20 protein-coding genes and 1 pseudogene are annotated in these 20,060 nt (G+C 72.3%); 18 read left to right on the top strand and 3 right to left on the bottom strand.

The features are described 5' to 3' along the window. Nucleotide 1 precedes the first annotated feature (1 nt). Nucleotides 2-976, bottom strand: coding sequence for a zinc-binding dehydrogenase (locus AC2EAQ_RS14740; protein WP_484645100.1), 975 nt, complete (start codon nucleotides 974-976; stop codon nucleotides 2-4). After that, nucleotides 976-1,782, bottom strand: a complete 807-nt coding sequence (locus tag AC2EAQ_RS14735; RefSeq protein WP_484645099.1) for an enoyl-CoA hydratase — start codon at nucleotides 1,780-1,782, stop codon at nucleotides 976-978. Before AC2EAQ_RS14735 ends, AC2EAQ_RS14740 begins: the two co-directional genes overlap by 1 nt. A gap of 134 nt (nucleotides 1,783-1,916) precedes the next feature. Here AC2EAQ_RS14735 and AC2EAQ_RS14730 point away from each other — a divergent pair, with 134 nt between their 5' ends. The 3 genes from AC2EAQ_RS14730 to AC2EAQ_RS14720 are packed head-to-tail and all read left to right on the top strand — an operon-like array spanning nucleotide 1,917 to nucleotide 5,010. Next, nucleotides 1,917-2,645 carry a GntR family transcriptional regulator gene (locus AC2EAQ_RS14730; protein ID WP_484645098.1) on the top strand — a complete coding sequence of 243 codons (729 nt, stop codon included), beginning with the start codon at nucleotides 1,917-1,919 and terminating at the stop codon, nucleotides 2,643-2,645. After that, the gene (locus tag AC2EAQ_RS14725; RefSeq protein ID WP_484645097.1) at nucleotides 2,642-3,607 is read left to right on the top strand and encodes a Bug family tripartite tricarboxylate transporter substrate binding protein; all 966 of its coding nucleotides are present in this window, start codon (nucleotides 2,642-2,644) and stop codon (nucleotides 3,605-3,607) included. Before AC2EAQ_RS14730 ends, AC2EAQ_RS14725 begins: the two co-directional genes overlap by 4 nt. A 29-nt stretch (nucleotides 3,608-3,636) precedes the next feature. Then, nucleotides 3,637-5,010, top strand: coding sequence for an MmgE/PrpD family protein (locus tag AC2EAQ_RS14720; protein ID WP_484645096.1), 1,374 nt, complete (start codon nucleotides 3,637-3,639; stop codon nucleotides 5,008-5,010). A gap of 10 nt (nucleotides 5,011-5,020) precedes the next feature. On the opposite strand, the gene AC2EAQ_RS14715 is transcribed toward AC2EAQ_RS14720, so the two are convergent. Beyond that, entirely contained in the window at nucleotides 5,021-5,980 is a 960-nt protein-coding gene (locus tag AC2EAQ_RS14715) for a LysR family transcriptional regulator (protein WP_484645095.1), read from the bottom strand. A 73-nt stretch (nucleotides 5,981-6,053) separates the two neighbouring features. Here AC2EAQ_RS14715 and AC2EAQ_RS14710 point away from each other — a divergent pair. The 15 genes and pseudogenes from AC2EAQ_RS14710 to AC2EAQ_RS14640 form a co-directional block, all read left to right on the top strand. Then, nucleotides 6,054-7,043, top strand: a pseudogene (locus AC2EAQ_RS14710) (4-oxalomesaconate tautomerase); the annotation flags it as partial. Between the two features lie 165 nt (nucleotides 7,044-7,208). Next, nucleotides 7,209-8,114: a Bug family tripartite tricarboxylate transporter substrate binding protein gene (locus tag AC2EAQ_RS14705; protein ID WP_484645236.1), complete on the top strand. Its 906-nt coding sequence runs from the start codon at nucleotides 7,209-7,211 to the stop codon at nucleotides 8,112-8,114. A 57-nt stretch (nucleotides 8,115-8,171) separates the two neighbouring features. Further along, nucleotides 8,172-9,257 carry a porin gene (locus tag AC2EAQ_RS14700; protein WP_484645094.1) on the top strand — a complete coding sequence of 362 codons (1,086 nt, stop codon included), beginning with the start codon at nucleotides 8,172-8,174 and terminating at the stop codon, nucleotides 9,255-9,257. 6 nt (nucleotides 9,258-9,263) lie between these two features. Next, nucleotides 9,264-10,121 carry an HTD2 family dehydratase gene (locus tag AC2EAQ_RS14695; protein ID WP_484645093.1) on the top strand — a complete coding sequence of 286 codons (858 nt, stop codon included), beginning with the start codon at nucleotides 9,264-9,266 and terminating at the stop codon, nucleotides 10,119-10,121. Nucleotides 10,122-10,123: 2 nt separating this feature from the next. After that, the gene (locus tag AC2EAQ_RS14690; protein WP_484645092.1) at nucleotides 10,124-11,317 is read left to right on the top strand and encodes a CaiB/BaiF CoA transferase family protein; all 1,194 of its coding nucleotides are present in this window, start codon (nucleotides 10,124-10,126) and stop codon (nucleotides 11,315-11,317) included. 14 nt (nucleotides 11,318-11,331) lie between these two features. Beyond that, the gene (locus tag AC2EAQ_RS14685; RefSeq protein ID WP_484645091.1) at nucleotides 11,332-12,147 is read left to right on the top strand and encodes an HpcH/HpaI aldolase/citrate lyase family protein; all 816 of its coding nucleotides are present in this window, start codon (nucleotides 11,332-11,334) and stop codon (nucleotides 12,145-12,147) included. A 21-nt stretch (nucleotides 12,148-12,168) separates the two neighbouring features. Continuing rightward, nucleotides 12,169-13,521: a class-II fumarase/aspartase family protein gene (locus AC2EAQ_RS14680; protein ID WP_484645090.1), complete on the top strand. Its 1,353-nt coding sequence runs from the start codon at nucleotides 12,169-12,171 to the stop codon at nucleotides 13,519-13,521. After that, the gene (araD, locus tag AC2EAQ_RS14675) at nucleotides 13,518-15,245 is read left to right on the top strand and encodes an L-arabinonate dehydratase (RefSeq protein ID WP_484645089.1); all 1,728 of its coding nucleotides are present in this window, start codon (nucleotides 13,518-13,520) and stop codon (nucleotides 15,243-15,245) included. Before AC2EAQ_RS14680 ends, araD begins: the two co-directional genes overlap by 4 nt. Nucleotides 15,246-15,253: 8 nt before the next feature. After that, a complete protein-coding gene (locus tag AC2EAQ_RS14670; protein ID WP_484645088.1) occupies nucleotides 15,254-15,964 on the top strand; it encodes a ribonuclease activity regulator RraA in 711 nt (236 codons plus the stop codon). Between the two features lie 166 nt (nucleotides 15,965-16,130). Beyond that, nucleotides 16,131-17,333 (top strand): amine dehydrogenase large subunit, encoded by a 1,203-nt coding sequence (locus AC2EAQ_RS14665; RefSeq protein WP_484645087.1) that lies wholly within the window; start codon nucleotides 16,131-16,133, stop codon nucleotides 17,331-17,333. Nucleotides 17,334-17,349: 16 nt separating this feature from the next. Next, nucleotides 17,350-17,898, top strand: a complete 549-nt coding sequence (locus AC2EAQ_RS14660) for a MauE/DoxX family redox-associated membrane protein (protein WP_484645086.1) — start codon at nucleotides 17,350-17,352, stop codon at nucleotides 17,896-17,898. Beyond that, nucleotides 17,898-18,494: a methylamine dehydrogenase accessory protein MauD gene (mauD, locus tag AC2EAQ_RS14655; RefSeq protein ID WP_484645085.1), complete on the top strand. Its 597-nt coding sequence runs from the start codon at nucleotides 17,898-17,900 to the stop codon at nucleotides 18,492-18,494. Before AC2EAQ_RS14660 ends, mauD begins: the two co-directional genes overlap by 1 nt. A gap of 18 nt (nucleotides 18,495-18,512) precedes the next feature. Further along, the gene (locus AC2EAQ_RS14650; RefSeq protein ID WP_484645084.1) at nucleotides 18,513-19,058 is read left to right on the top strand and encodes a methylamine dehydrogenase light chain; all 546 of its coding nucleotides are present in this window, start codon (nucleotides 18,513-18,515) and stop codon (nucleotides 19,056-19,058) included. Continuing rightward, on the top strand, nucleotides 19,055-19,540 hold the full coding sequence (locus tag AC2EAQ_RS14645) for a c-type cytochrome (RefSeq protein WP_484645083.1): 486 nt from the start codon (nucleotides 19,055-19,057) through the stop codon (nucleotides 19,538-19,540). Before AC2EAQ_RS14650 ends, AC2EAQ_RS14645 begins: the two co-directional genes overlap by 4 nt. Then, the gene (locus AC2EAQ_RS14640; protein ID WP_484645082.1) at nucleotides 19,537-20,052 is read left to right on the top strand and encodes a c-type cytochrome; all 516 of its coding nucleotides are present in this window, start codon (nucleotides 19,537-19,539) and stop codon (nucleotides 20,050-20,052) included. Before AC2EAQ_RS14645 ends, AC2EAQ_RS14640 begins: the two co-directional genes overlap by 4 nt. Nucleotides 20,053-20,060: the final 8 nt, after the last annotated feature.

Here is a 20,060-nt window from a genome sequence, read left to right as displayed (position 1 = left end):
CTCAGGCGCCGATGCGCAGCACGATCTTGCCCAGGTGCAGGTTGGCCTGCATGTGGGCCTGGGCGGCCGGCAGGTCGGCGAAGTCGAACACGCGGTCCACCAGCGGCACGATGCGGCCGTCGGCCAGCGCGGGCAGCAGGTCCGCGGCGAACGCCGGCACGCCGGCGGCGCGCTGGTCGGCGCTGCGCAGCTTGTTGGACACGCCGAACAGCGTGAGCCGCCTGGCGTGCAGCGCCTGGAGGTCGAGTTCGGCCCGCAGCGTGTGGTCGACATAGCCGACGGTGGCCAGGCGCCCCTCGAACGCCATCGCGCACACGCACTCCGCGAACACGCTGCCGCCCACGGTGTTGACGACGAGATCGGCCCCGTGGTCAGCGGTGGCGCGCATCACGGCACTGGCGAAGTCGGGGGCGCGCGTGGCCAGCGCCACGTCCAGGCCCAGGGCCTCCAGCCGGCGCAGCTTGTCCGGCGAGCCGGAGGTGCCGATCACCCGGGCCCCCAGCGCCTTGGCCGCCTGCAGCGACGCCACCCCCACGCCGGAGGCCACGCCGGCCACGAGCAGCCACTCGCCGGGCGCCAGCCGGCCCTGCAGCACGAGCATGTCGTGCACCACGAGGAAGGTCAGCGGCACGGCGGCCGCGCGGTCCATCGACAGCGCGCCGGGCACCGGCAGCGCCTCGCGGGCGTCCATCAGGGCGTACTCGGCGAAGGCGCCGGCACAGCGCCCCATCACGCGCTGGCCGGGCTCGACGCCGTGCACGCCCGGACCGCAGGCCACCACCTCGCCAGCCCCTTCCATGCCGGCCGGCCTGGACGCCCCGCCCTTGACCAGACCGCCGGGGATGAACTCGCCGCGGTTGAGCCCGGCCGCATGCATGCGCAGCAGCACCTGGCCGGCACCGGGCTCGGGCACCGGCCCGTCGCGCCGGAACACCACCGCCTCCGTGCCCTGCACGGCCACGTGATAGGCCTTCATCAACGCCCCTTGAACACCGGGCGGCGCTTCTCCATGAAGGCGCGCCGGCCCTCGGCATAGTCCTCGCTGTCGAAGCAGGCGCGGGTCAGTTCGCGGCTGCGCTCCAGGCCGGCGCCGGGCGGCCCGTCGAGCAGCGCGCCCACGGTGGCCTTGGCCGCCGCGATGGTCAGCGGCGCGTTGTCGCCAATGGCGCCCACGTACTCGGCCAGCAGGGCCGGCAGCGCGTCGGCCGCGGCCACGCGCGTCACCAGGGCCAGCCGCAGCGCCTCGGCGGCGTCGATGCGGCGCGCGGTGAAGAACAGATCCCTCGCGGCACCGGCGCCGACGAGATCGATCAGGTTCTTCAGCGCGGAATCGCGATAGCCCAGGCCCATGCGCGCGGCAGGTATGCCGAACACGGCATCGTCCGCCGCGATGCGGACGTCGCAGGCCATCGCCACGTTGAGCCCGGCACCGAGGCACCAGCCGCGCACGCAGGCCAGCGTCGGCCGGGGCAGGCGCTGGATCGCCTCCAGCGCGTCCTCCGACAGGGTCTCGTAGCGGGCGACGGCGTCCTGCGAGGCGCGCTGGTCCTCGAACTGGGAAATGTCGGCGCCGGAGGCGAAGGCGCGGCCGCCGGCCCCCTGGAACACGACCAGCCGCACGCGCTCGTCGGCGGCGGCCTGCGCCAGCAGCGGCGGCAGGGCCTGCCACATGTCGACGGACAGCGCGTTGTGCCGCGCCGGGTTGTCGAACACCAGGTGCAGTGCCACCCCTTCCAGCCGAACCTTCACGCGGTCGGTGCCGCTGACGTACTCCGCGCCCATCGCCGCGCTCCCTGTGCCCGGGGCCCCGGCCCCTGTGCCGGCAGTGTTGGCGCCTGCCACAAAAGTGTCAACACTTCGGACCTCATCGAAAACACCCAGGGCCGGGTTGCCGACAGGTCGATAGCATCCGGCGCATGCCCGCACGTGCCACTCCCACCCGCAAGGCGGCCGCCGCCGCAGCCCCCGCGCCACGCGACGGCCCGGGCCTGGCGCAGGGCATCTGCGACCAGCTGCAGCAGATGATCTACGGCGGCGAGATCGCCGCCGGCGAGCGCCTCAACGAGGCCGCGCTGGCGCTGCGCATGGGCACCAGCCGGGGGCCGATCCGCGAGGCGATCCGCATGCTCACCGGCATCGGCCTCGTGGTGGCGGTGCGCAACCGCGGCGTGTTCGTGCGCGAGATCTCCGTGCGCGAGATGCTCGAGATCTACGAGCTGCGCGCGCTGCTGTTCGGCCAGGCGGCCGAGCATGCCGCCGAACACCTGGACAGCGCGGCCCGCGCGGACTTCGAGGCGCTGCTCGACGGCATGGACGAGGCCTGCGCCGCCGGCGACGGCCAGCGCTACTACGTGCTGAACCTGCGCTTCCACGACCTGGTGCTGGCGCAGTGGCCGAACCGGCGCGCCCGCCGCGCCTACGAGGACCACGCCAAGGAGCTCCACCTCTACCGGCGCCGCTACTTCAATGCGCCGGTGAACATGCGGCGCTCGAACAATGAGCACCGTCGCATCTACGAGGCCATCGCGGCCGGCGCCGCCGACCGCGCCGGCCGGCTCGCCCGCGCCCATGTGCTCCAGGGCCGGCAGCGGCTGCTGTCGACGCTGGCGCTGCCCGACCAACCGCCCCTGAGGAGACACGCATGAAACGTCGCACCCTGCTGCAGAGCGCCCCGGCCCTGCTCGGCCTGCCGGCCTGGGCCCAGTCGGCCTACCCGAACAGGTCCATCCGCTACATCATCCCGGTGGCGCCCGGCGGCGGCAGCGACTTCGTCGGCCGCACCGTCACCGATCGCTGGGGCCAGGTGCTCAGGCAGAGCTTCGTCGTCGACAACCAGAGCGGCGGCGGCGGCACGATCGCCTGCCAGGCCACGGCGCGCGCGGCACCGGACGGCTACACGCTGATGCAGGGCTACGTGGCCACGCACGGCACCAGCCCGGCGACGCGCAAGGTGCCCTACGACGCGATCAGGGACTTCACCCCGGTGGGCATGATCGGCGGCACGCCCAACGTGCTGGTGGTCAACGCGTCGCTGCCGGTCGCCAACCTCAAGGAATTCGTCGAATACCTGCGGAAGAACCCCGGGCGCCTGAGCTACGGCTCGGCCGGCGCGGGGTCGCTGACGCACCTGACGATGGAGCTGTTCAAGCAGCAGGTCGAGTCGTTCATCGTCCATATCCCCTACCGCGGCATCGCGCCGGCCTTCACCGACCTGATGGGCGGCCAGACGCAGGCGATGTTCCCGGGCCTGGCGGCCGCGGTGCCGCACATCCGGTCCGGCCGCGTGCGCCCGCTGGCGGTGACCGGCAAGGACCGGCATCCCCTCTTCAAGGACCTGCCCACGCTGGAGGAGTCCGGCTTCAAGGGCTTCGACGCCCAGCAGTGGTACGGCGTGGTCGGCCCGGCCGGCCTGCCCGCGCCGATCGTGCGGCAGCTCAACGAGACGCTGTCGTCCGTGCTGTCCACGCCGGAACTGCGTGAGAAGCTGTCGATCGAGGCGCTGGAGCCCACCCCGATGAGCCCGGACCGCTTCGGCGAGTTCATGCGTGCCGACATCGCGCGCTGGACCCAGATCGCCAAGGCCCGCAACATCCAGCTCGACAGCTGAGACCCGCCACGCACAGGACTCGCAGCCCCATGGCCCGCAACACCCAGGTCGCCGCCGACCACCACGCCCCGCCCGTCACCGAGATCCTGGCCCGATTCGTGGCCGAGCACCCGAGCCGGGGCTGGAGCGACGCGATCGACCACGAGGCGCACCGCACCTTCCTCAACTGGGTGGGCTGCGCCGTCGGCGCCGCGCACCACGACACCCTGCGCGCGGCGCTGGCGGCGGTGCAGGCGCTGCAGCCCGCGCCCCAGGCCAGCCTGCTGGGCCGGCGCGAGCGCGTGGACATGGCCGGCGCGGCGCTGCTCAACGGCATCAGCTCGCACACCTTCGACTTCGACGACACCCACCTCAAGACCATCATCCACCCGGCCGGCCCGGTGGCCAGCGCGCTGCTGGCGCTGGCCGAGCACGGCGGCGCTAGCGGCCGTGCGCTGATCGACGCGCTGGTGCTGGGCATCGACGTGAGCTGCCGCGTCGGCAACGCGATGTACCCCGACCACTACGACCGCGGCTGGCACATCACCGGCAGCACCGGCAGCGTCGGCGCCGCGGCGGCCTGCGCCCGCCTGCTCGGGCTGGACGCCCACGGCACCGCGATGGCGATCGGCATCGCGGCGTCGCAGCCGGTGGGCGTGCGCGAGCAGTTCGGCACCATGACCAAGCCGTTCCACCCTGGCGGCGCGGCGCGCGCCGGCCTGATGGCCGCGCTGATGGCGCAGCACGGCTACACCGCCAGCCCGCGCGCCCTGGAGGCGCCGCGCGGCATGATGCAGACGATCTCCACCAAGAACGACTGGTCCGAGATCACGTCGGAACTGGGCCAGCGCTTCGAGATCGGATTCAACACCTACAAGCCGTTCGCCTGCGGCATCGTGATCCACCCGAGCATCGACGCCTGCACGCAGCTGCGCGCCCAGGGTGTGCGGCCGGAGCAGGTGGAGCGCATCGAGCTGAAGGTGCACTCGCTGGTGCTCGAACTCACCGGCAAGAAGGAGCCGGCCGACGGGTTGCAAGCGAAGTTCAGCGTCTACCACGGCTGTGCCGCGGGCCTGACCTTCGGCCGCGCCGCCGAGGAGGAGTTCGACGACGCCATCGTCAACCGGCCCGACATGGTGGCGCTGCGGCGCAAGGTGGTGGCCACGGTGGACGACGCGATCGACGAGGCCAGCGTCGACGTGACCGCGGTGCTGGCCGACGGCCAGCGCGTGCACGTGTTCGTGGAACACGCCATCGGCTCGCTGGCCAACCCGATGACCGACGCCCAGCTCGAAGGCAAGTTCCGCGGCATGTCCGAACCGGTGCTCGGCGCCGCGCGCAGCAGCGAACTGATCGGCGCATGCTGGAACGTCGGCTCGGCGGCCGACCTGCGCGACCTGGCCCGCCTGGCCACGCCCGGCTGACCGCCGCGCCTCAGCCGCGCCCTGCGGCAGCCCGGGCGTCGCGGCGTGGGCCGGCCGGGGCGCGCGCCGCCCGCGCCGGCACCGACGACTCGTCGAACAGGTCGTACAGCTTCTGGGCCGCCGGCGACAGCGGCCGGCCGCGCTTGCGGATCAGGCCCACGCGCCGCGTGACGACGGGGTCCGTGAGCGGCACGCTCACCAGTAGCGGGTGGTCCGGCCCCGGCATGGCCATCGACGGCACGGCCGCCAGCCCCAGCCCGGCCTCGACCAGGCCGAGCATGGCCGTCACGTGCTGGGTCTCGAAGATGGCCGTGGGCCGCCGCGCCGCGCCGGACAGGGCCTGGTCGATCAGCAGCCGGTTGCCGGACGTGCGGTGCACCGAGATGAAGTCGTGGTCCGCCAACTCGGCCCAGGCCACCTTGCGCCGCCGGGCCAGCGGGTGGTCGCGCCGGCAGGCGGCCACGAAGCGGTCGTCGACCAGGGGCCGGAACTCCAGGTCGCCCTCCTGCGAGCCGATGAAGTTGATGCCGAAGTCCGCCTCGCCGCTGGACACCGCCGTCAGCACCTCGTTGGCGCCGGCGTCGCGCAGCCGGACCCGCACGCGGGGATTGGCGGCGTGGTAGCGCGCGATGACGCGCGACAGGAAGTAGTTGACGGTGGACGGCACGCAGGCGACGGTGACCTCGCCCATGCGCGTGGCGGCCACGCCGCGCACCGACAGCAGCGTCGTGTCCAGCTCGTCCAGCAGGAAGCGCACCCGGCGCTCGAACTCCCGGCCCACCGTGGTCAGCGCCACGCGCCGCGTGGTGCGCTCCAGCAGCAGCACGCCGAGCGCCTGCTCGAGCTTGTCGATGCGCCGGCTGAGCGCCGGCTGCGACAGGTGCACGGCCTCGGCGGCCTTGCCGAAGCTGCCGAGCTCGGCCACGGCGCGAAAGGCCTGCAGGTCGTTGAGGTCGAAGTTCATCGCCATTGATGCGTATTGTCGATCAATCGATCAGAACAATGCAATTCACAGATGAGGCCGACCTGACGACCATGCCGGCATGCCACGCGAGATCCCCTGCGTCCTCATGCGTGCCGGCACTTCGCGCGGCCCGTTCTTCCTGCGCGACTGGCTGCCCAGCGACGAGCACGAGCGCGACGAGACGCTGATCGGCGCGATCGGCGCGTCCGACCTGCTGCAGGTCGACGGCGTCGGCGGCGGCAGCACCCTGACGAGCAAGGTGGCGATCGTGTCGCGCTCGTCCGAGCCGGGCTGCGACGTCGACTACCTGTTCGCCCAGGTCGGCGTGGGGCAGAAGTCCGTCGACACCCGGCCCAACTGCGGCAACATGCTGTCGGGCGTGGCCCCCTTCGCCATCGAGCAGGGGCTCGTGCCGGCGCAGGACGGCCAGACCACCGTGCGCGTGTTCAACGTGAACACGCGCTCGCGCATCGACGTCACCGTGCTGACGCCGGGCGGCCGCGTCACCTACGAGGGCCAGACCGGCATCGACGGCGTCGCCGGCACGGCCGCGCCGGTGCGCCTGAACTTCCTGGACGCCTGGGGCTCGGTCACCGGCTCCCTGTTCCCGACCGGCCAGCCGATCGACCGCATCGACGGCCTGGACGTGACCTGCATCGACGCGGCGATGCCGATGGTGCTGCTGCGCGCCGCCGACCTGGGCCTGCACGGGCGCGAGTCGCCCGAGTCGCTGGACGCCGACCGGGCCCTGCTCGACCGGCTCGAGGCGGTCCGCGTGGCGGCCGGCGAGCGCATGGGCCTGGGCGACGTGCGGGGCAGCGTGGTGCCCAAGCCGGTGATCGTCAGCGCCGGCGACGACGACGCCAGCATCACCTCGCGCTACTTCACGCCGCGGCGCTGCCACGCGTCGCATGCCGTCACCGGCGCCATCGGCGTGGCCACGGCGTTCGCGCTGCCCGGCACCGTGGCCAGCGCCGCCGCGCCGCTGGTCGGCGTGCACACGGTGTCGGTGCTGCACCCGCAGGGCCGCATCGACGTCGAGGTGGCGGTGTCGGCCGACTCGCGCATCGAGCGCGCGTCGCTCGTGCGCACCGCCCGCGCCATCTTCAAGGGGACGCTGCAGATCCCCGACTACGTGTTCTCGAAGTCCACCCAGACCGCCCACCCAGGAGACCGACCCATGAAACAGATCATCGCGCCGCTGCTCGCCACGGCGCTGGCCGCCACGCCGGCCATGGCCCAGACCTTTCCCAGCAAGACGATCACGATCGTCGTGCCCACCGCGGCCGGCGGCGGCAACGACGCGATGGCGCGCACCATCGCCCAGAAGCTCGGCCCGCTGCTGGGCCAGACCATCATCATCGACAACCGCGCGGGGGCCAACGGCTCGATCGCCAGCGAGTTCGTCGCCCGGGCCGCCCCGGACGGCCACACCCTCATGTTCGGCTACATCGCCACCCATGCGATGAACCCGTCGCTGCAGAAGCTGCGCTACGACCCGGTGGCCGACTTCGAGCCGATCGGCCTCGTGGGCTACTCCCCGACCCTGATGGTAGCCAACGCCACGACGCCGATCAAGGACGTGAAGGACCTGATCGCGCAGCTCAAGGCCAAGCCGGACAAGTACACCTACGCGTCGGCCGGCAACGGCACGGCGCCGCACTTCGCTGCCGAGCTGTTCAAGATCAACGCCGGCGTGGTGATGCTGGGCGTGCCCTACAAGGGCTCGGCGCCCGCCGTCAGCGACACCATCGGCGGGCAGACGCAGGTGATGTTCCCGAGCTTCTTCACGGCCCTGCCGCATGTGCGGTCCGGCAAGCTCAAGGCCCTGGCCGTGGCCGGCCCGAAGCGCTCGCCGCTGCTGCCCGACGTGCCGACGCTGAAGGAAGCGGGCGTGGACGGCGTGGAGGTGCAGCAGTGGTACGGCTTCTTCGCACCCGCCCGCACGCCCAAGCCGGTGATCGACCAGCTGAACAAGGCGCTCAACCAGGTGCTGGCCGACAAGGACACCATCAAGCGCATCGAGGACCACGGTGCCGACGTCGAGTCCAGCACGCCGCAGGAGTTCGGCAACCTCGTCAAGTCGGAACTCGTCAAGTGGAAGGCCGTGGTCCAGAAGGCCCGCCTCACCGCCGACTGACCAGCCGCCGCGCCGCTGAATGAACACACCCCAAAGAAACACCACCCGAGGATCGACATGAACCATGCCTTCACCCTGGCCGGCCTGCTCTGCGCCGCCACCGCCACCACCGCCACGGCCCAGTCCAGCGTCACCCTGGGCGGCATCGTCGACGCCGGCGTGCGCCACGTCAGCAACGACGGCGCCGGCTCGGCCAAGTCGATGGTCAGCGGCTCCAACTCCACCAGCCGCTTCTTCATCCGCGGCACCGAGGACCTCGGCGGCGGCCTGAGCGCCGGCTTCCACCTGGAGCACGGCCTGAACCTGACCAACGGCGCCCAGGCCTCGAGCGTGGCCGGCCAGTTCTGGGACCGCCGGTCGACCGTGAGCCTGGCGTCGCGGTCCCTGGGCGAGATCCGCATGGGCCGGGACTTCGTGCCCTCCTACTCCAACTGGAGCCCGTTCGATCCCTTCAGCTATGTCGGTGCCGCGGGGTCCAACAACCTGATCAGCGCCACGCCCCAGGGCCCGATCCGCGCCGCCTTCGGCACCAGCCCCAACACCACGGTGCGCGCCAACGACGCCGTGCAGTGGCTGATGCCGTCGGGCTGGGGCGGTCTCGAGGGCGGCGTGATGCTGGCGCCCAGCGGCGGCGGCACCGTCGCCAACGGCCGCAACAAGGTGATCGGCGCCCGCCTGGGCTGGGCGGGCGGCCCGGTGCGCGTGTCGGCCGCCGTCACGACGACGCAGAACAACCTCACCACCGTCGGCAAGTTCAAGGACCACGCCCTGGCGGCGGCCTACGACGTGGCCGGCATCCGCCTCGGCGCGGCCTGGCGCCGCTTCGAGTACGCACAGGCCGAGCAGACGAACCTGCTGCTCAGCGCGACCGCGCCGGTGGGCACGTCGGGCCAGGTCAGGCTGTCCTGGGGCCGGGCCGACTTCGACGGCCGCGTCGGCACCACCGACATCAGCGCCAACGGGGCACGCCAGCTCGGCCTTGGCTACGTCCACAGCCTGTCCAAGCGCACGGTGCTTTATGGCACGCTGTCGAACCTCGACAATGCCGGCGCACTGACCCTGGCCGTGCCGGGCGGCAACAGCGGTATGACCGCCGGGGGCGCGTCCAAGGCCTACGAGTTCGGCGTGCGCCACAATTTCTGACCCCTCATGAGCAGCGACCTGGCTTCCCTGCGCGACTGGATCGGTCGCCACGAGTCCCATCACGACACGATCACCGCCGCGCCGGTGCAGGCGCTGGGGGCCACGCTCGACCATGCGCCCACCGAGGTGGCCGACGGCATGGCGCTGCCGCCGCTGTGGCACTGGCTGTACTTCCTGCCCAAGCATCGCCAGAGCGAGATCGGGCCGGACGGCCATGCACGGCGCGGCGGCTTCCTGCCGCCGGTGCCGCTGCCGCGCCGCATGTGGGCGGGCAGCCAGTTCGAGTTCCGCGCGCCGGTGCGCGTGGGCGACCGCGCCGAGCGGCGCTCCACCATCGACGACGTCACCGTCAAGCAGGGCCGCACGGGCACGCTGGTGTTCGTCAAGGTGCGGCACGAGGTGCGCTGCAACGGCGCGGCCGACCCGGCGATCGTGGAGTTCCACGACATCGTCTACCGCGACGCGCGGCGGCCCGGCGATGCCGAGCCCCCGCCACAGGCCGCGCCGGCCGACCCGCAGTGGCAGCGCGAGATCGTGCCCGACGACGTGCTGCTGTTCCGCTACTCGGCACTCACCTTCAACGGCCACCGCATCCACTACGACCGGCGCTACGTCACCGAGGTCGAGGGCTACCCCGGCCTGATCGTGCACGGCCCGCTGATCGCCACGCTGCTGATGGACCTGCTGCGCCGCGAGCTGTCGCAGGCCGACGTGGCCACCTTCCGCTTCCGCGCCGTGCGGCCCACCTTCGACCTGAACCCGTTCCGCGTCAGCGGCCGGCGCGACGGCGCCCAGGTGCACCTGTGGGCGCAGGACCACGAAGGCTGGCTCACGATGGACGCCAGCGCCACGCTGCGGAGCTGAGGATGCAGCCACTGAAGGGCGTGACCGTCGTCGCGCTGGAACACGCCATCGCGGCACCGTTCGCCACGCGCCAGCTCGCCGACCTGGGCGCCCGCGTGATCAAGGTCGAGCGGCCCGGCAGCGGCGACTTCGCCCGCGGCTACGACCAGCGCGTGCGCGGGCTGGCCTCGCACTTCGTCTGGACCAACCGCAGCAAGGAGAGCCTGACGCTCGACGTCAAGCATCCGCGGGCGGCCGAGCTGCTGCAGCAGCTGGTGATCGACAAGGCCGACGTGGTGGTGCAGAACCTCGCCCCCGGCGCCGCCGCCCGGCTCGGCATGTCCTGGGACGCATTGAGCGGGCGCCGGCCAGACCTGATCGTGTGCGACATCTCCGGCTACGGCGACGCGCCGGACGCACCCGGCCCCTACCGCGACCGCAAGGCCTACGACCTGCTGATCCAGAGCGAGTCGGGCTTCGTGTCGATCACCGGCACGCCACAGGAGCCGTGCAAGGCCGGCCTGTCGATCGCCGACATCGCCGCGGGCATGTACGCCTACAGCAACATCCTCGCGGCGCTGCTGCAGCGCCGCATCGACGGCCGCGGCCGCCGCATCGACCTGTCGATGCTCGAGGCGATGGGCGAGTGGATGGGCTACCCGCTGTACTACGACTTCGACGGCGCCGCGCCGCCGCCGCGTGCCGGCGCGGCCCACGCCACCATCTACCCCTACGGGCCGTTCGAGGCCGGCGACGGCAAGTCGGTGATGCTCGGCCTGCAGAACGAGCGCGAATGGCAGCAGTTCTGCGCCAAGGTGCTGCTGCGACCCGAGCTGGCCGACGACGAGCGCTTCCGGGGCAACGCGCAGCGCACCGCGCACCGCGAACTGCTGCGCGGCCTGATCCTCGACACCTTCTCCACGCTCACGTCGACACAGGTGCTGCAGCGCCTGGAAGACGCGCAGATCGCCAACGCCCAGGTCAACGACATGGCGGGCCTGTGGGCGCATCCGCAGCTGCAGGCACGCCAGCGCTGGCGCACGGTCGATTCGCCGGCCGGCGCGCTGCCCACGCTGCTGCCGCCGGGGTCCTGGGACGACGGCGACCCGGCGCTCGGGCCCGTGCCCGCGCTGGGCCAGCACACCGACGCGATCCTGGCCGAGCTGGGCCTGGGCCCGGAAGAGATCGGCGCGTTGCGCGCGGCCCAGGCCGTGTGAGCCGTGCGCCTGGCATGAGCCCGCTGCCGCGCAGCTATCTCTTCGTCCCGGGCGACCGGCCCGAGCGCTTCGCCAAGGCGCTGGCCAGCGGCGCCGACGCCGTGGTGGTGGACCTGGAGGACGCCGTGGCGCCGACCGCCAAGGCCGCGGCCCGGGACCATGTCGCCCGGCTGCTCGACGACGACGCGGACCGCGCGCGGATCGTCGTGCGCATCAACGACGAGGCCGCCGACGGCTTCGAGGCCGACCTCGACCTGCTGCGCCGGGGCCGGGCCTGCGCCGTCATGCTGCCCAAGGCCGAGCGGCCGGCCACGATCGCCCGCCTGCGCGACGCCTGCCCCGACATCGCCGTGCTGGCGCTTCTGGAAAGCGCCCGCGGCGTGCTCGCCGCCGAGGCCGTGGCCGGCGCGCCGGGCGTGCAGCGCCTGGTCTTCGGCACCATCGACTACGCGCTCGACATGGGCCTGCACGGCGATCTCGCCGACAGCGTGGGCCTGGACGCCGCGGCCGCGCGCATCGCGATGGCGTCGCGGGCCTGGGGTCTCGCCCCGCCGGTGGCCGGCGTCACGGCCGCCGTGAACGACGACGAGCGGCTGCACGGGGACCTGCTGCGCGCCCGCGCCCACGGCTTCGCGGCCAAGCTGTGCATCCATCCGCGCCAGGTGCCGCTCGTGCATGCGGCGCTCGCGCCCGGGGCCGACGAGGTGGCCTGGGCCCGCCGCGTGCTGGCCGCCGCCGAGGGCGCCCACGGCGCCGTGCTCCTGGACGGCCGCATGATCGACCGGCCTGTGATCGAATTCGCCCGGCGCGTCCTGGAACGCGCCCCCTGACACCACGAACCGAGGGACCCCATGGCCGCCAGCATCATCGACTCCACGATCTTCCAGGGCATCTTCACCACCGACGCGATGCGGCACGTGTGGTCCGACGAGAACCGCACAGCCCAGTACGTGAAGATCGAGCGTGCGCTGGCCATCGTGCAGGGCCGGCTGGGCATCATCCCGCAGGAGGCCGCCGACGAGATCGTGAGCCACTGCCACATCGACCGCATCGACATGGCGCGCTTGCGCCAGCAGACCGAGCGCATCGGCTACCCGATCCTGGGCGTGGTGACGCAGATCAACCAGAAGTGCCGCGACAAGCTCGGCGAGTACGTGCACTGGGGCGCCACCACGCAGGACATCACCGACACCGCCACCGTGCTGCAGATCCGCGAGGCGCTGGAGCTGGTGGACGCGGAGCTGGCCGCGATCGCCCTCGCGCTGGCGAAGCTGGCCCGGGAGCACCGCCTGACGCCGGTGATCGGCCGCAGCAACCTGCAGCAGGCGATCCCCGTGACCTTCGGCTACAAGATGGCCGGCATCCTGGCCGCGGTGCTGCGCCACCGCGAGCGCATCGCTCAGCTGCGCACGCGGGTGCTGGTGGGCGAGTTCGCCGGCGCGGCCGGCACGCTGGCGTCGCTGGAGCGCGGCGCGATGGAGACCCAGGCCGGCCTGTGCGCCGAACTCGGTCTGGGCCAGCCGGTGATCGCCTGGCACACCATCCGCGACAACATCGCCGAGGTGGGCTCGGTGCTGGGCCTCATCGGCGGCACCCTGGGCAAGCTCAGCACGGACGTCAAGCTGATGATGCAGACCGAGGTGGGCGAGGTGTACGAGCCCTACCACCACGGCCGCGGCAGCAGCAGCACGATGCCGCAGAAGCGCAACCCGATCAGCAGCGCCTACACCCACGGCGCGATCAGCGTGCTGCGCCAGCACGCCGCCGCGCTGATGGACGCGATGGTGGCCGACCACGAGCGCAGCACCGGCCCGTGGCAGATCGAGTGGATCGTGCTGCCCGAGGCCTTCTGCCTGCTGGCCGGCGCGCTCAGGCAGATGCGCACCGTGCTCGAAGGCCTGGAGGTGGACGTCGAGGCGATGCGGCGCAACATCGACATGACCGGCGGCCTGGTGATGAGCGAGGCGGTGATGATGGGCCTGGGGCCCTACATCGGCCGCGAGTACGCGCACGACCTCGTGTACGACCTGTGCCGCGAGTCGCTGAAGACGAAAACGCCGCTGATCGACCTGCTGGCCGCGCACCCGGAGATCGCCCGCCACGTCGACCGTGCCGCGCTGCAGCGCATGCTCGACCCGGCCAACTACCTCGGCCAGTCCGGCGTGATGGTCGACCGCGTGCTCGCGGCAATGGACGCCGCATGACGCTGCCCCCCGAGCGCCTGCGCTCCGCGCGCTGGTTCGCGCCCGACGACTTCCGCTCCTTCGGGCACCGCTCGCGCTTCATGCAGATGGGCTACGGCCCGGCCGACTGGGCCGGCAAGCCGGTGATCGCCATCGTCAACACCTGGAGCGACGCCAACCAGTGCCACGCGCACTTCAAGCAGCGGGTGGACGACGTCAAGCGCGGCGTGCTGCAGGCCGGCGGGTTCCCGCTCGAACTGCCGGCGATCAGCCTGTCCGAGCCGATCGTCAAGCCCACCACCATGCTGTACCGCAACTTCCTCGCGATGGAGACCGAGGAACTGCTGCGCTCGCACCCGGTGGACGGCGCGGTGCTGATGGGCGGCTGCGACAAGACCATCCCCGGCCTGGTGATGGGCGCGCTGTCGATGGGCCTGCCCTTCGTGGTGCTGCCGGCCGGGCCGATGCTGCGCGGCCACTGGCGCGGCCAGGTGCTGGGCTCGGGCTCGGACAGCTTCAAGTACTGGGACGAGCGCCGCGCCGGCCGCCTGGGCGACGCGGCCTGGTTCGAGATGGAAGGCGGCATCGCGCGCAGCCACGGCACCTGCATGACGATGGGCACCGCGGCCACGATGATGGGCATCGCCGAGGCGCTGGGCCTGACGCTGCCCGGCGCGTCGAGCCTGCCGGCGGCCGACGCCGGCCACCTGCGCATGAGCGCCGAGTGCGGCCGTGCGACGGTGCGCCTGGTGTGGGACGAGGTCACGCCGCAGCGCCTGCTCACGCCCGCGCACTTTGCCAATGCCATCGCCTGCGCGATGGCCATGGGCTGCTCCACCAATGCGGTGATCCACCTGATCGCGATCTCGCGCCGCGCCGGCCACCCGGTGACGCTGGACGACTTCGACGCCGCCAGCCGCCACGTGCCGGTGGTGGCCAACATCCGGCCCAGCGGCGACCGCTACCTGATGGAGGACTTCTTCTACGCCGGCGGCCTGCCCGCAATGCTGCAGCGCATCCGGCCACACCTGCAGTGCGAGGCCCTCACGGTGAACGGCCGCACGCTGGGCGACAACATCGCCGGCGCCGAGGTGTTCGACGACGACGTGATCCGCCCGCTGGACCGCCCCATCTACGCCGAGGGTGCGCTGGCCGTGCTGCGCGGCAACCTCGCCCCGGGCGGCGTGGTCATCAAGCCCAGCGCCTGCGCGCCGCACCTGCTGCGCCACACCGGGCGCGCCGTCGTCTTCGACGACTACCCGGCGCTCAAGCAGGCGGTGGACGACCCGGCGCTGGACGTGACCGGCGACGACGTGCTCGTGCTGCGCAACGCCGGCCCGCGCGGCGCCGGCATGCCCGAGTGGGGCATGCTGCCGATCCCGACCAAGCTGCTCAAGGCCGGCGTGAGCGACATGCTGCGCCTGTCCGACGCGCGCATGAGCGGCACCAGCTATGGCGGCTGCCTGCTGCACTGCGCGCCCGAGGCGCATGTGGGCGGCCCGCTGGCACTGGTGCGCACCGGCGACCGCATCACGGTGGACGTGCCCGCGCGCCGCATCCACCTCGAAGTGGACGACGCCGAGCTGGCGCGCCGCCGCGCCGCCTGGACGCCGCCGCCCGAGCGCTACCAGCGCGGCTGGGGCTGGATGTTCGCGCGTCACGTGCTGCAGGCCGATCAGGGCTGCGACTTCGACTTCCTCGAAACCGGCTTCGGCGCCGCGGTGCCCGAGCCCGACATCTACTGAGGCCTGCCATGAAGGACAGCACCCGCGCACAGCTCGCCCGCGTCTCGGTGGCCACGCTGTGCACCGCGCTGTTCAAGCGCGGGCTGCGCCACCAGTTCATCCAGGACGTGCACCCGCTTAACACCGGCCTGCCCAACATGGTGGGCGAGGCCTACACGCTGCGCTACATGCCCGCACGCGAGGACCTGAACACGCTCGACGTGTTCCGCGACCGCGGCCACCCGCAGCGCAAGGCGGTGGAGGAGTGCCCGCCCGGCGCGGTGCTGGTGATCGACAGCCGCAAGGACGCGCGTGCGGCGTCGGCGGGCGGCATCCTGGTGGCGCGGCTGATGCAGCGCGGCGTCGCCGGCATCGTCACCGACGGTGGCTTTCGCGACAGCCCGGACATGGCGAAGCTGGCCTTCCCCGTCTACCACCAGCGGCCGGCCTCGCCGACCAACCTCACCGTGCACCAGGCGATCGACATCGACGTGCCCATCGGCTGCGGCGACGCGCCGGTGTTCCCGCGCGACGTGATCGTCGGCGACGCCGAGGGCGTGGTGGTGATCCCCGCGCACCTGGCCGACGAGGTGGCCGCCGAGGCGCTGGAGATGACCGCGTTCGAGGACTTCGTCCAGGAGCGCGTGATGGCCGGCCAGTCGATCCTCGGCCTGTACCCGCCCACCGACGAGGCCAACCGCACGGCGTTCGAGGCCTGGCGGCGCGAGCGCGGGCGCTGAGCCTTCCGAGCTCGTCAGGCCCGGGCACGACCCGGCCGCAACCCTAGGGTTTGCCTGAGCAGGCGTTGCCGAAACTTGATATCGGCAGGACGACCCGGTTTCCAGAATCCAGCCCCATCGCCGCTCGGGCTCCTGGGGCCGGAGCGGTGTTTCCGAGGAGACACCGATGACCGGCCGGGCCACCCCGCGACTTACCCGCAGCGCGCTTCGTCCCCTGATCGCCCTGGCGGCCGGGGCTGCCTTCGCCTCGGCTGCGGCCGCGCCGAAGGCCGTTCCGCCTGAGCTGCCGACCGAGACCCTTTCCAGCGGCGGCACGCTGGCCAACGTCACCCGCGAGCGGGTCTACGTGGCCGACGTGGCCATCTCCCATATCGCCGACGGCCGCCTGCGGGTGTTCGACGGCCGCAGCGGACGCATGCTGGGTCTGATCAACACCGGCTACGCAGGCAACTTCGCGCTGTCCGACAAGGCCGACGAGGTCTACGTCGCCACCACCTACCTCAGCCGAGGCGGCCGCGGCGACCGCAACGACGTGCTCGAGGTCTGGGACTCGAACACGCTGTCGTTCAAGTACGAGGTCCTGCTGCCCGCCAAGCGGGCCCAGGCGCTGAACTACCGCGGTCTCGTCCGGCCCACCGCCAACGGCCGCTTCGTGCTGGTACAGAACGCGACGCCGGCCACGTCGATCACGGTGGTGGACCTGGCCGATCGGAAGGTCGCCTCCGAGGTCGCCACACCCGGCTGCTGGGGCGTGCTGCCCGCTGCCAGTCATGCCGCCCGCTTCTCGATGCTGTGCGGCGACGGCAAGGTGGCCACCGTGACACTGGACGACAAGGGCCAGGTCGCGGACCGCCAACTCAGCGACAAGCTGTTCGACGCCGACAACGACGCCTGGTTTCACAGCGCCGACCAGATCGGCGACCGCTACTTCTTCGTCTCCTTCAAGGGCGTTCTGACCGAGCTGAACCTCGGAGGCCCCGTGGCGCAGCAGAAGTCGGCGCGCAGCATCGTCGCGCCGGCGCAGGCCAAGGCCGGCTGGCGACCGGGCGGCTACCAACCGCTCGCGGTGCACCCTTCGGGCCGACTGGCGGTGGTGGCGATGCACGACCAGGGCCGCGAAGGCTCGCACAAGGTGCCAGCCAAGCAGTTGTGGGTGGTCGACGTGGACACCGGCAAGCGTGTGGCCACGGCACCCGGGCAGGGCACGGTGTCGATGACGTTCTCGCGCAGCGGCCAGCGGCTGCAGGCCCTGGACGGCATGACCGGCGCCCTGCGCACCTGGCAGTGGTCCGGCGATGGCCGGCTGAAGGCCCTGGCCACGGTGGCGCGTGCGGGCGAGGCGGCGCTGCACCTCGAGACCCACGACTGACCGCGGGCCGACCGACATGACGGCTCCATTCGATCCCCTCTTCATCTGGATCGCCCGCGCCGCGCTGGCGGTGCTGCTGGCGCACGCGGCCTTGTCGAAGCTGGCCGACCGGGCGCTGTTCGAGCAGCATCTGGCGGCCTACCGGGTTCCGACGGACTGGCTCGCCGCGTTGGCACTGGCCCTGCCGCTGGCCGAGCTGGCTGCTGCCGCGCTGCTGCTGTCGCCGTGGCGGGTGGTCGGCGCGGGGCTCGCCGCCGGGCTCCTCGCGCTCTATGCCGGCGCGATGGCCCGGGCCCGCCTGCAGGGGCGCGAACTGGACTGCGGGTGCGGCGGCGACCCGCTGCCGGTGTCGTGGGCCCTCGTGGCGCGCAACGGCCTGCTGCTGGGCATTGCTGCGCTGGCGGGGGCGCCCGCCGACGCGCGCACCCCAGGCTGGCCGGACTCTCTCGTCATCGTGCCGGCCGTGTTGGTAGGCACCTTGCTGTACGCCGCGCTGAACCAGGTGCTGCGGCACCAGGCCGGGTTGCGCCGCAGGGCGCCCGGCACCACTCTCTGGAGGACCTGATGGACGTGCTGACCGTTTCCGTGGTGCTGCTGTGGCTGGCGGTGCTGGCCCTGGGCCTGATGCTCTGGGCGCTTTCGCGCCAGGTGGGCGTTCTGTTCGAACGCGTCGCACCCATGGGGGCGCTGATCACCGACGCCGGGCCGGCCGTCGGCGCGGCGTCGCCGAGCTTCAGTCTTCGCGGCATCCAGTCGGAAGCGGTCTCCATCGGCGGACCGCAGGCCGATCAGCGCGCCACGCTGCTGTTCTTCCTGTCGCCGACCTGCCCGGTGTGCAAGAAGCTGATCCCGGTGCTCAAGGCGCTGGTGCGCGACGAAGGCCGGCAGCTGTCCGTGGTGCTGGCCAGCGACGGCGAGCAGGCCGACCACCTGCGTTTCGTGCGCGAGCAGGGCCTGGATGCGCTGCCCTACGTGCTGTCCACCGAGCTGGGCATGAGCTACCGCGTGTCGCGCCTGCCCTATGCCGTGCTGCTGGACAGCCAGGGCACGGTGGCCGCCAAGGGCCTGGTCAATTCGCGCGAGCAGCTCGACAGCCTGCTCAACGCCCACGACATGGGCAAGTCCTCGATTCAGCAGTTCCTGGGCGGCAAGGCCGCCTGATCCTCCGGAGCGACCGACATGCGCTGGCTACTCGACCTCATCGATCGTCTGACCGAAAGCACCGTGCGCGGTGCGGCGCACCGGCACGGACGGCGCAGCTTCGTCACGCGCCTGGGCGTGGCCCTGGTGGGCGGTGCGGCCCTGCCGATGCTGCCGTTCGACCGCAGCGGTCAGTTCGGCACGGCGCAGGCGGCGGGTGCCGCCGCCAAGGGCAAGCCTTCTCCGGCTGAGGACCCGACCCAGTGCGAGTACTGGCGCTATTGCGCCTTCGACGGCTACCTGTGCACCTGCTGCGGCGGCAGCCTGACCCAGTGCCCGCCCGGTACCGAGGCGTCCAAGGTGTCCTGGGTGGGCACCTGCATGAACCCGAAGGACGGACGGCAGTACCTGGTCTCCTACAACGACTGCTGCGGCAAGGCCTCCTGCGGCGAGTGCCTTTGCAACAACAACGAGCGCGAGCGCCCGGGCTATCGGCTCGGCGTGCACAACGACATCAACTGGTGCATGGCCAACACGAATTCGATGTTCCACTGCACCACCTCGGTCATCGTCGGGGTCGCATGAACCTGCATGCGCCCACCACGGCGCGCAGACACGGCCGCCTGCACGCCGCCGGCCTCGCTGCGCTCGTCGCCTGCACCCTCCTGGGCACGGCGCAGGCCCAGCCCGACGCGGCCGCCCTCTATGCCCAGCACTGTGCGGCGTGTCATCAGGCCGACGGCAGCGGCACGGTGGGACTGGCCCCCTCGCTCAAGGGCGAGCATTGGGTCCGGCTCGGCGCCGACCGCGCCTATCTGCCGGCCGTACTGGTGCATGGCCTGTCCGGCCCGATCAAGCTCGGCAGCCAGACCTTCGTTGGCAGCATGCCGGCCTTCGGCGGTGCGCTCGACGATGCGGCGCTCGCGGCGCTGGCCACCCATGTGCGCCGACTGCAGGGGGCCCCGGGCGACGCGGCGTACTCAGTCGACGACATCAAGGCGGCACGCACCCGGCCGGGCAGCCCGTCGCAGAGCCGACTGCATCGGCTGAAAGTGCTGGGGTCATGAAGCGCCGCGCCGCCTGCACTCTGACCCTGGCCGCGACGCTGGCTGCCGCGTCCTGCGGCGCAGGGGCCATGGGCGGCGGCACACCGCACAACATGGTGCTCGGGCGCATGGTGGCCGCACGGGCGGACGCGCCTTCGGTGGCCGCCACGCACGGCGCGCGATCGCACTTCGTGCTGCATTGCGCCGGCTGCCACGGCATGGACGGCGCCGGCGCGCCCGACCACTACGTGCCCGACCTGCGACGCCTGGGCCACTTCCTGCGCGTGCCCGGTGGCCGCGAGTTCGTCATCAGCGTGCCCGGCGTGATGGGCTCGGGGCTGACCGACCAGCAGGTGGCCGACGTGACCAACTGGTTGCTGAGCGGCATGGCGGCCGCCAGCGTGCCGCCCGGCCAGGCCCCCTACACCCGCGAGGAAGTGGCGCGTGCGCGCGCAGCACCCCTCGCTGACGTGGCCGCCGCACGGGGCCGGCTCGTCAACCGAGCCCGAGAAGCCGGAGTCGCGATCGACTGAGTGCCGCC

Source organism: Aquabacterium sp. T101 (assembly GCF_057219775.1).
The sequence above is the reverse complement of the archived record's forward strand: the minus strand, read 5'-3'. Positions and strand labels throughout refer to the sequence as shown.

Excerpts from the sequence above, each read along its gene's own strand:
- AC2EAQ_RS14705 (WP_484645236.1), top strand. The coding sequence starts at position 7,209 with ATGGCCCAGACCTTTCCCAGCAAGACGATCACGATCGTCGTGCCCACC.
- AC2EAQ_RS14715 (WP_484645095.1), bottom strand. The coding sequence starts at position 5,980 with ATGGCGATGAACTTCGACCTCAACGACCTGCAGGCCTTTCGCGCCGTG.
- AC2EAQ_RS14730 (WP_484645098.1), top strand. The coding sequence starts at position 1,917 with ATGCCCGCACGTGCCACTCCCACCCGCAAGGCGGCCGCCGCCGCAGCC.
- AC2EAQ_RS14670 (WP_484645088.1), top strand. The coding sequence starts at position 15,254 with ATGAAGGACAGCACCCGCGCACAGCTCGCCCGCGTCTCGGTGGCCACG.
- AC2EAQ_RS14725 (WP_484645097.1), top strand. The coding sequence starts at position 2,642 with ATGAAACGTCGCACCCTGCTGCAGAGCGCCCCGGCCCTGCTCGGCCTG.
- AC2EAQ_RS14735 (WP_484645099.1), bottom strand. The coding sequence starts at position 1,782 with ATGGGCGCGGAGTACGTCAGCGGCACCGACCGCGTGAAGGTTCGGCTG.
- araD (WP_484645089.1), top strand. The coding sequence starts at position 13,518 with ATGACGCTGCCCCCCGAGCGCCTGCGCTCCGCGCGCTGGTTCGCGCCC.
- AC2EAQ_RS14640 (WP_484645082.1), top strand. The coding sequence starts at position 19,537 with ATGAAGCGCCGCGCCGCCTGCACTCTGACCCTGGCCGCGACGCTGGCT.
- AC2EAQ_RS14685 (WP_484645091.1), top strand. The coding sequence starts at position 11,332 with ATGAGCCCGCTGCCGCGCAGCTATCTCTTCGTCCCGGGCGACCGGCCC.
- AC2EAQ_RS14740 (WP_484645100.1), bottom strand. The coding sequence starts at position 976 with ATGAAGGCCTATCACGTGGCCGTGCAGGGCACGGAGGCGGTGGTGTTC.
- AC2EAQ_RS14660 (WP_484645086.1), top strand. The coding sequence starts at position 17,350 with ATGACGGCTCCATTCGATCCCCTCTTCATCTGGATCGCCCGCGCCGCG.
- AC2EAQ_RS14700 (WP_484645094.1), top strand. The coding sequence starts at position 8,172 with ATGAACCATGCCTTCACCCTGGCCGGCCTGCTCTGCGCCGCCACCGCC.
- AC2EAQ_RS14690 (WP_484645092.1), top strand. The coding sequence starts at position 10,124 with ATGCAGCCACTGAAGGGCGTGACCGTCGTCGCGCTGGAACACGCCATC.
- AC2EAQ_RS14645 (WP_484645083.1), top strand. The coding sequence starts at position 19,055 with ATGAACCTGCATGCGCCCACCACGGCGCGCAGACACGGCCGCCTGCAC.
- AC2EAQ_RS14680 (WP_484645090.1), top strand. The coding sequence starts at position 12,169 with ATGGCCGCCAGCATCATCGACTCCACGATCTTCCAGGGCATCTTCACC.
- AC2EAQ_RS14665 (WP_484645087.1), top strand. The coding sequence starts at position 16,131 with ATGACCGGCCGGGCCACCCCGCGACTTACCCGCAGCGCGCTTCGTCCC.
- AC2EAQ_RS14650 (WP_484645084.1), top strand. The coding sequence starts at position 18,513 with ATGCGCTGGCTACTCGACCTCATCGATCGTCTGACCGAAAGCACCGTG.
- AC2EAQ_RS14720 (WP_484645096.1), top strand. The coding sequence starts at position 3,637 with ATGGCCCGCAACACCCAGGTCGCCGCCGACCACCACGCCCCGCCCGTC.
- mauD (WP_484645085.1), top strand. The coding sequence starts at position 17,898 with ATGGACGTGCTGACCGTTTCCGTGGTGCTGCTGTGGCTGGCGGTGCTG.
- AC2EAQ_RS14695 (WP_484645093.1), top strand. The coding sequence starts at position 9,264 with ATGAGCAGCGACCTGGCTTCCCTGCGCGACTGGATCGGTCGCCACGAG.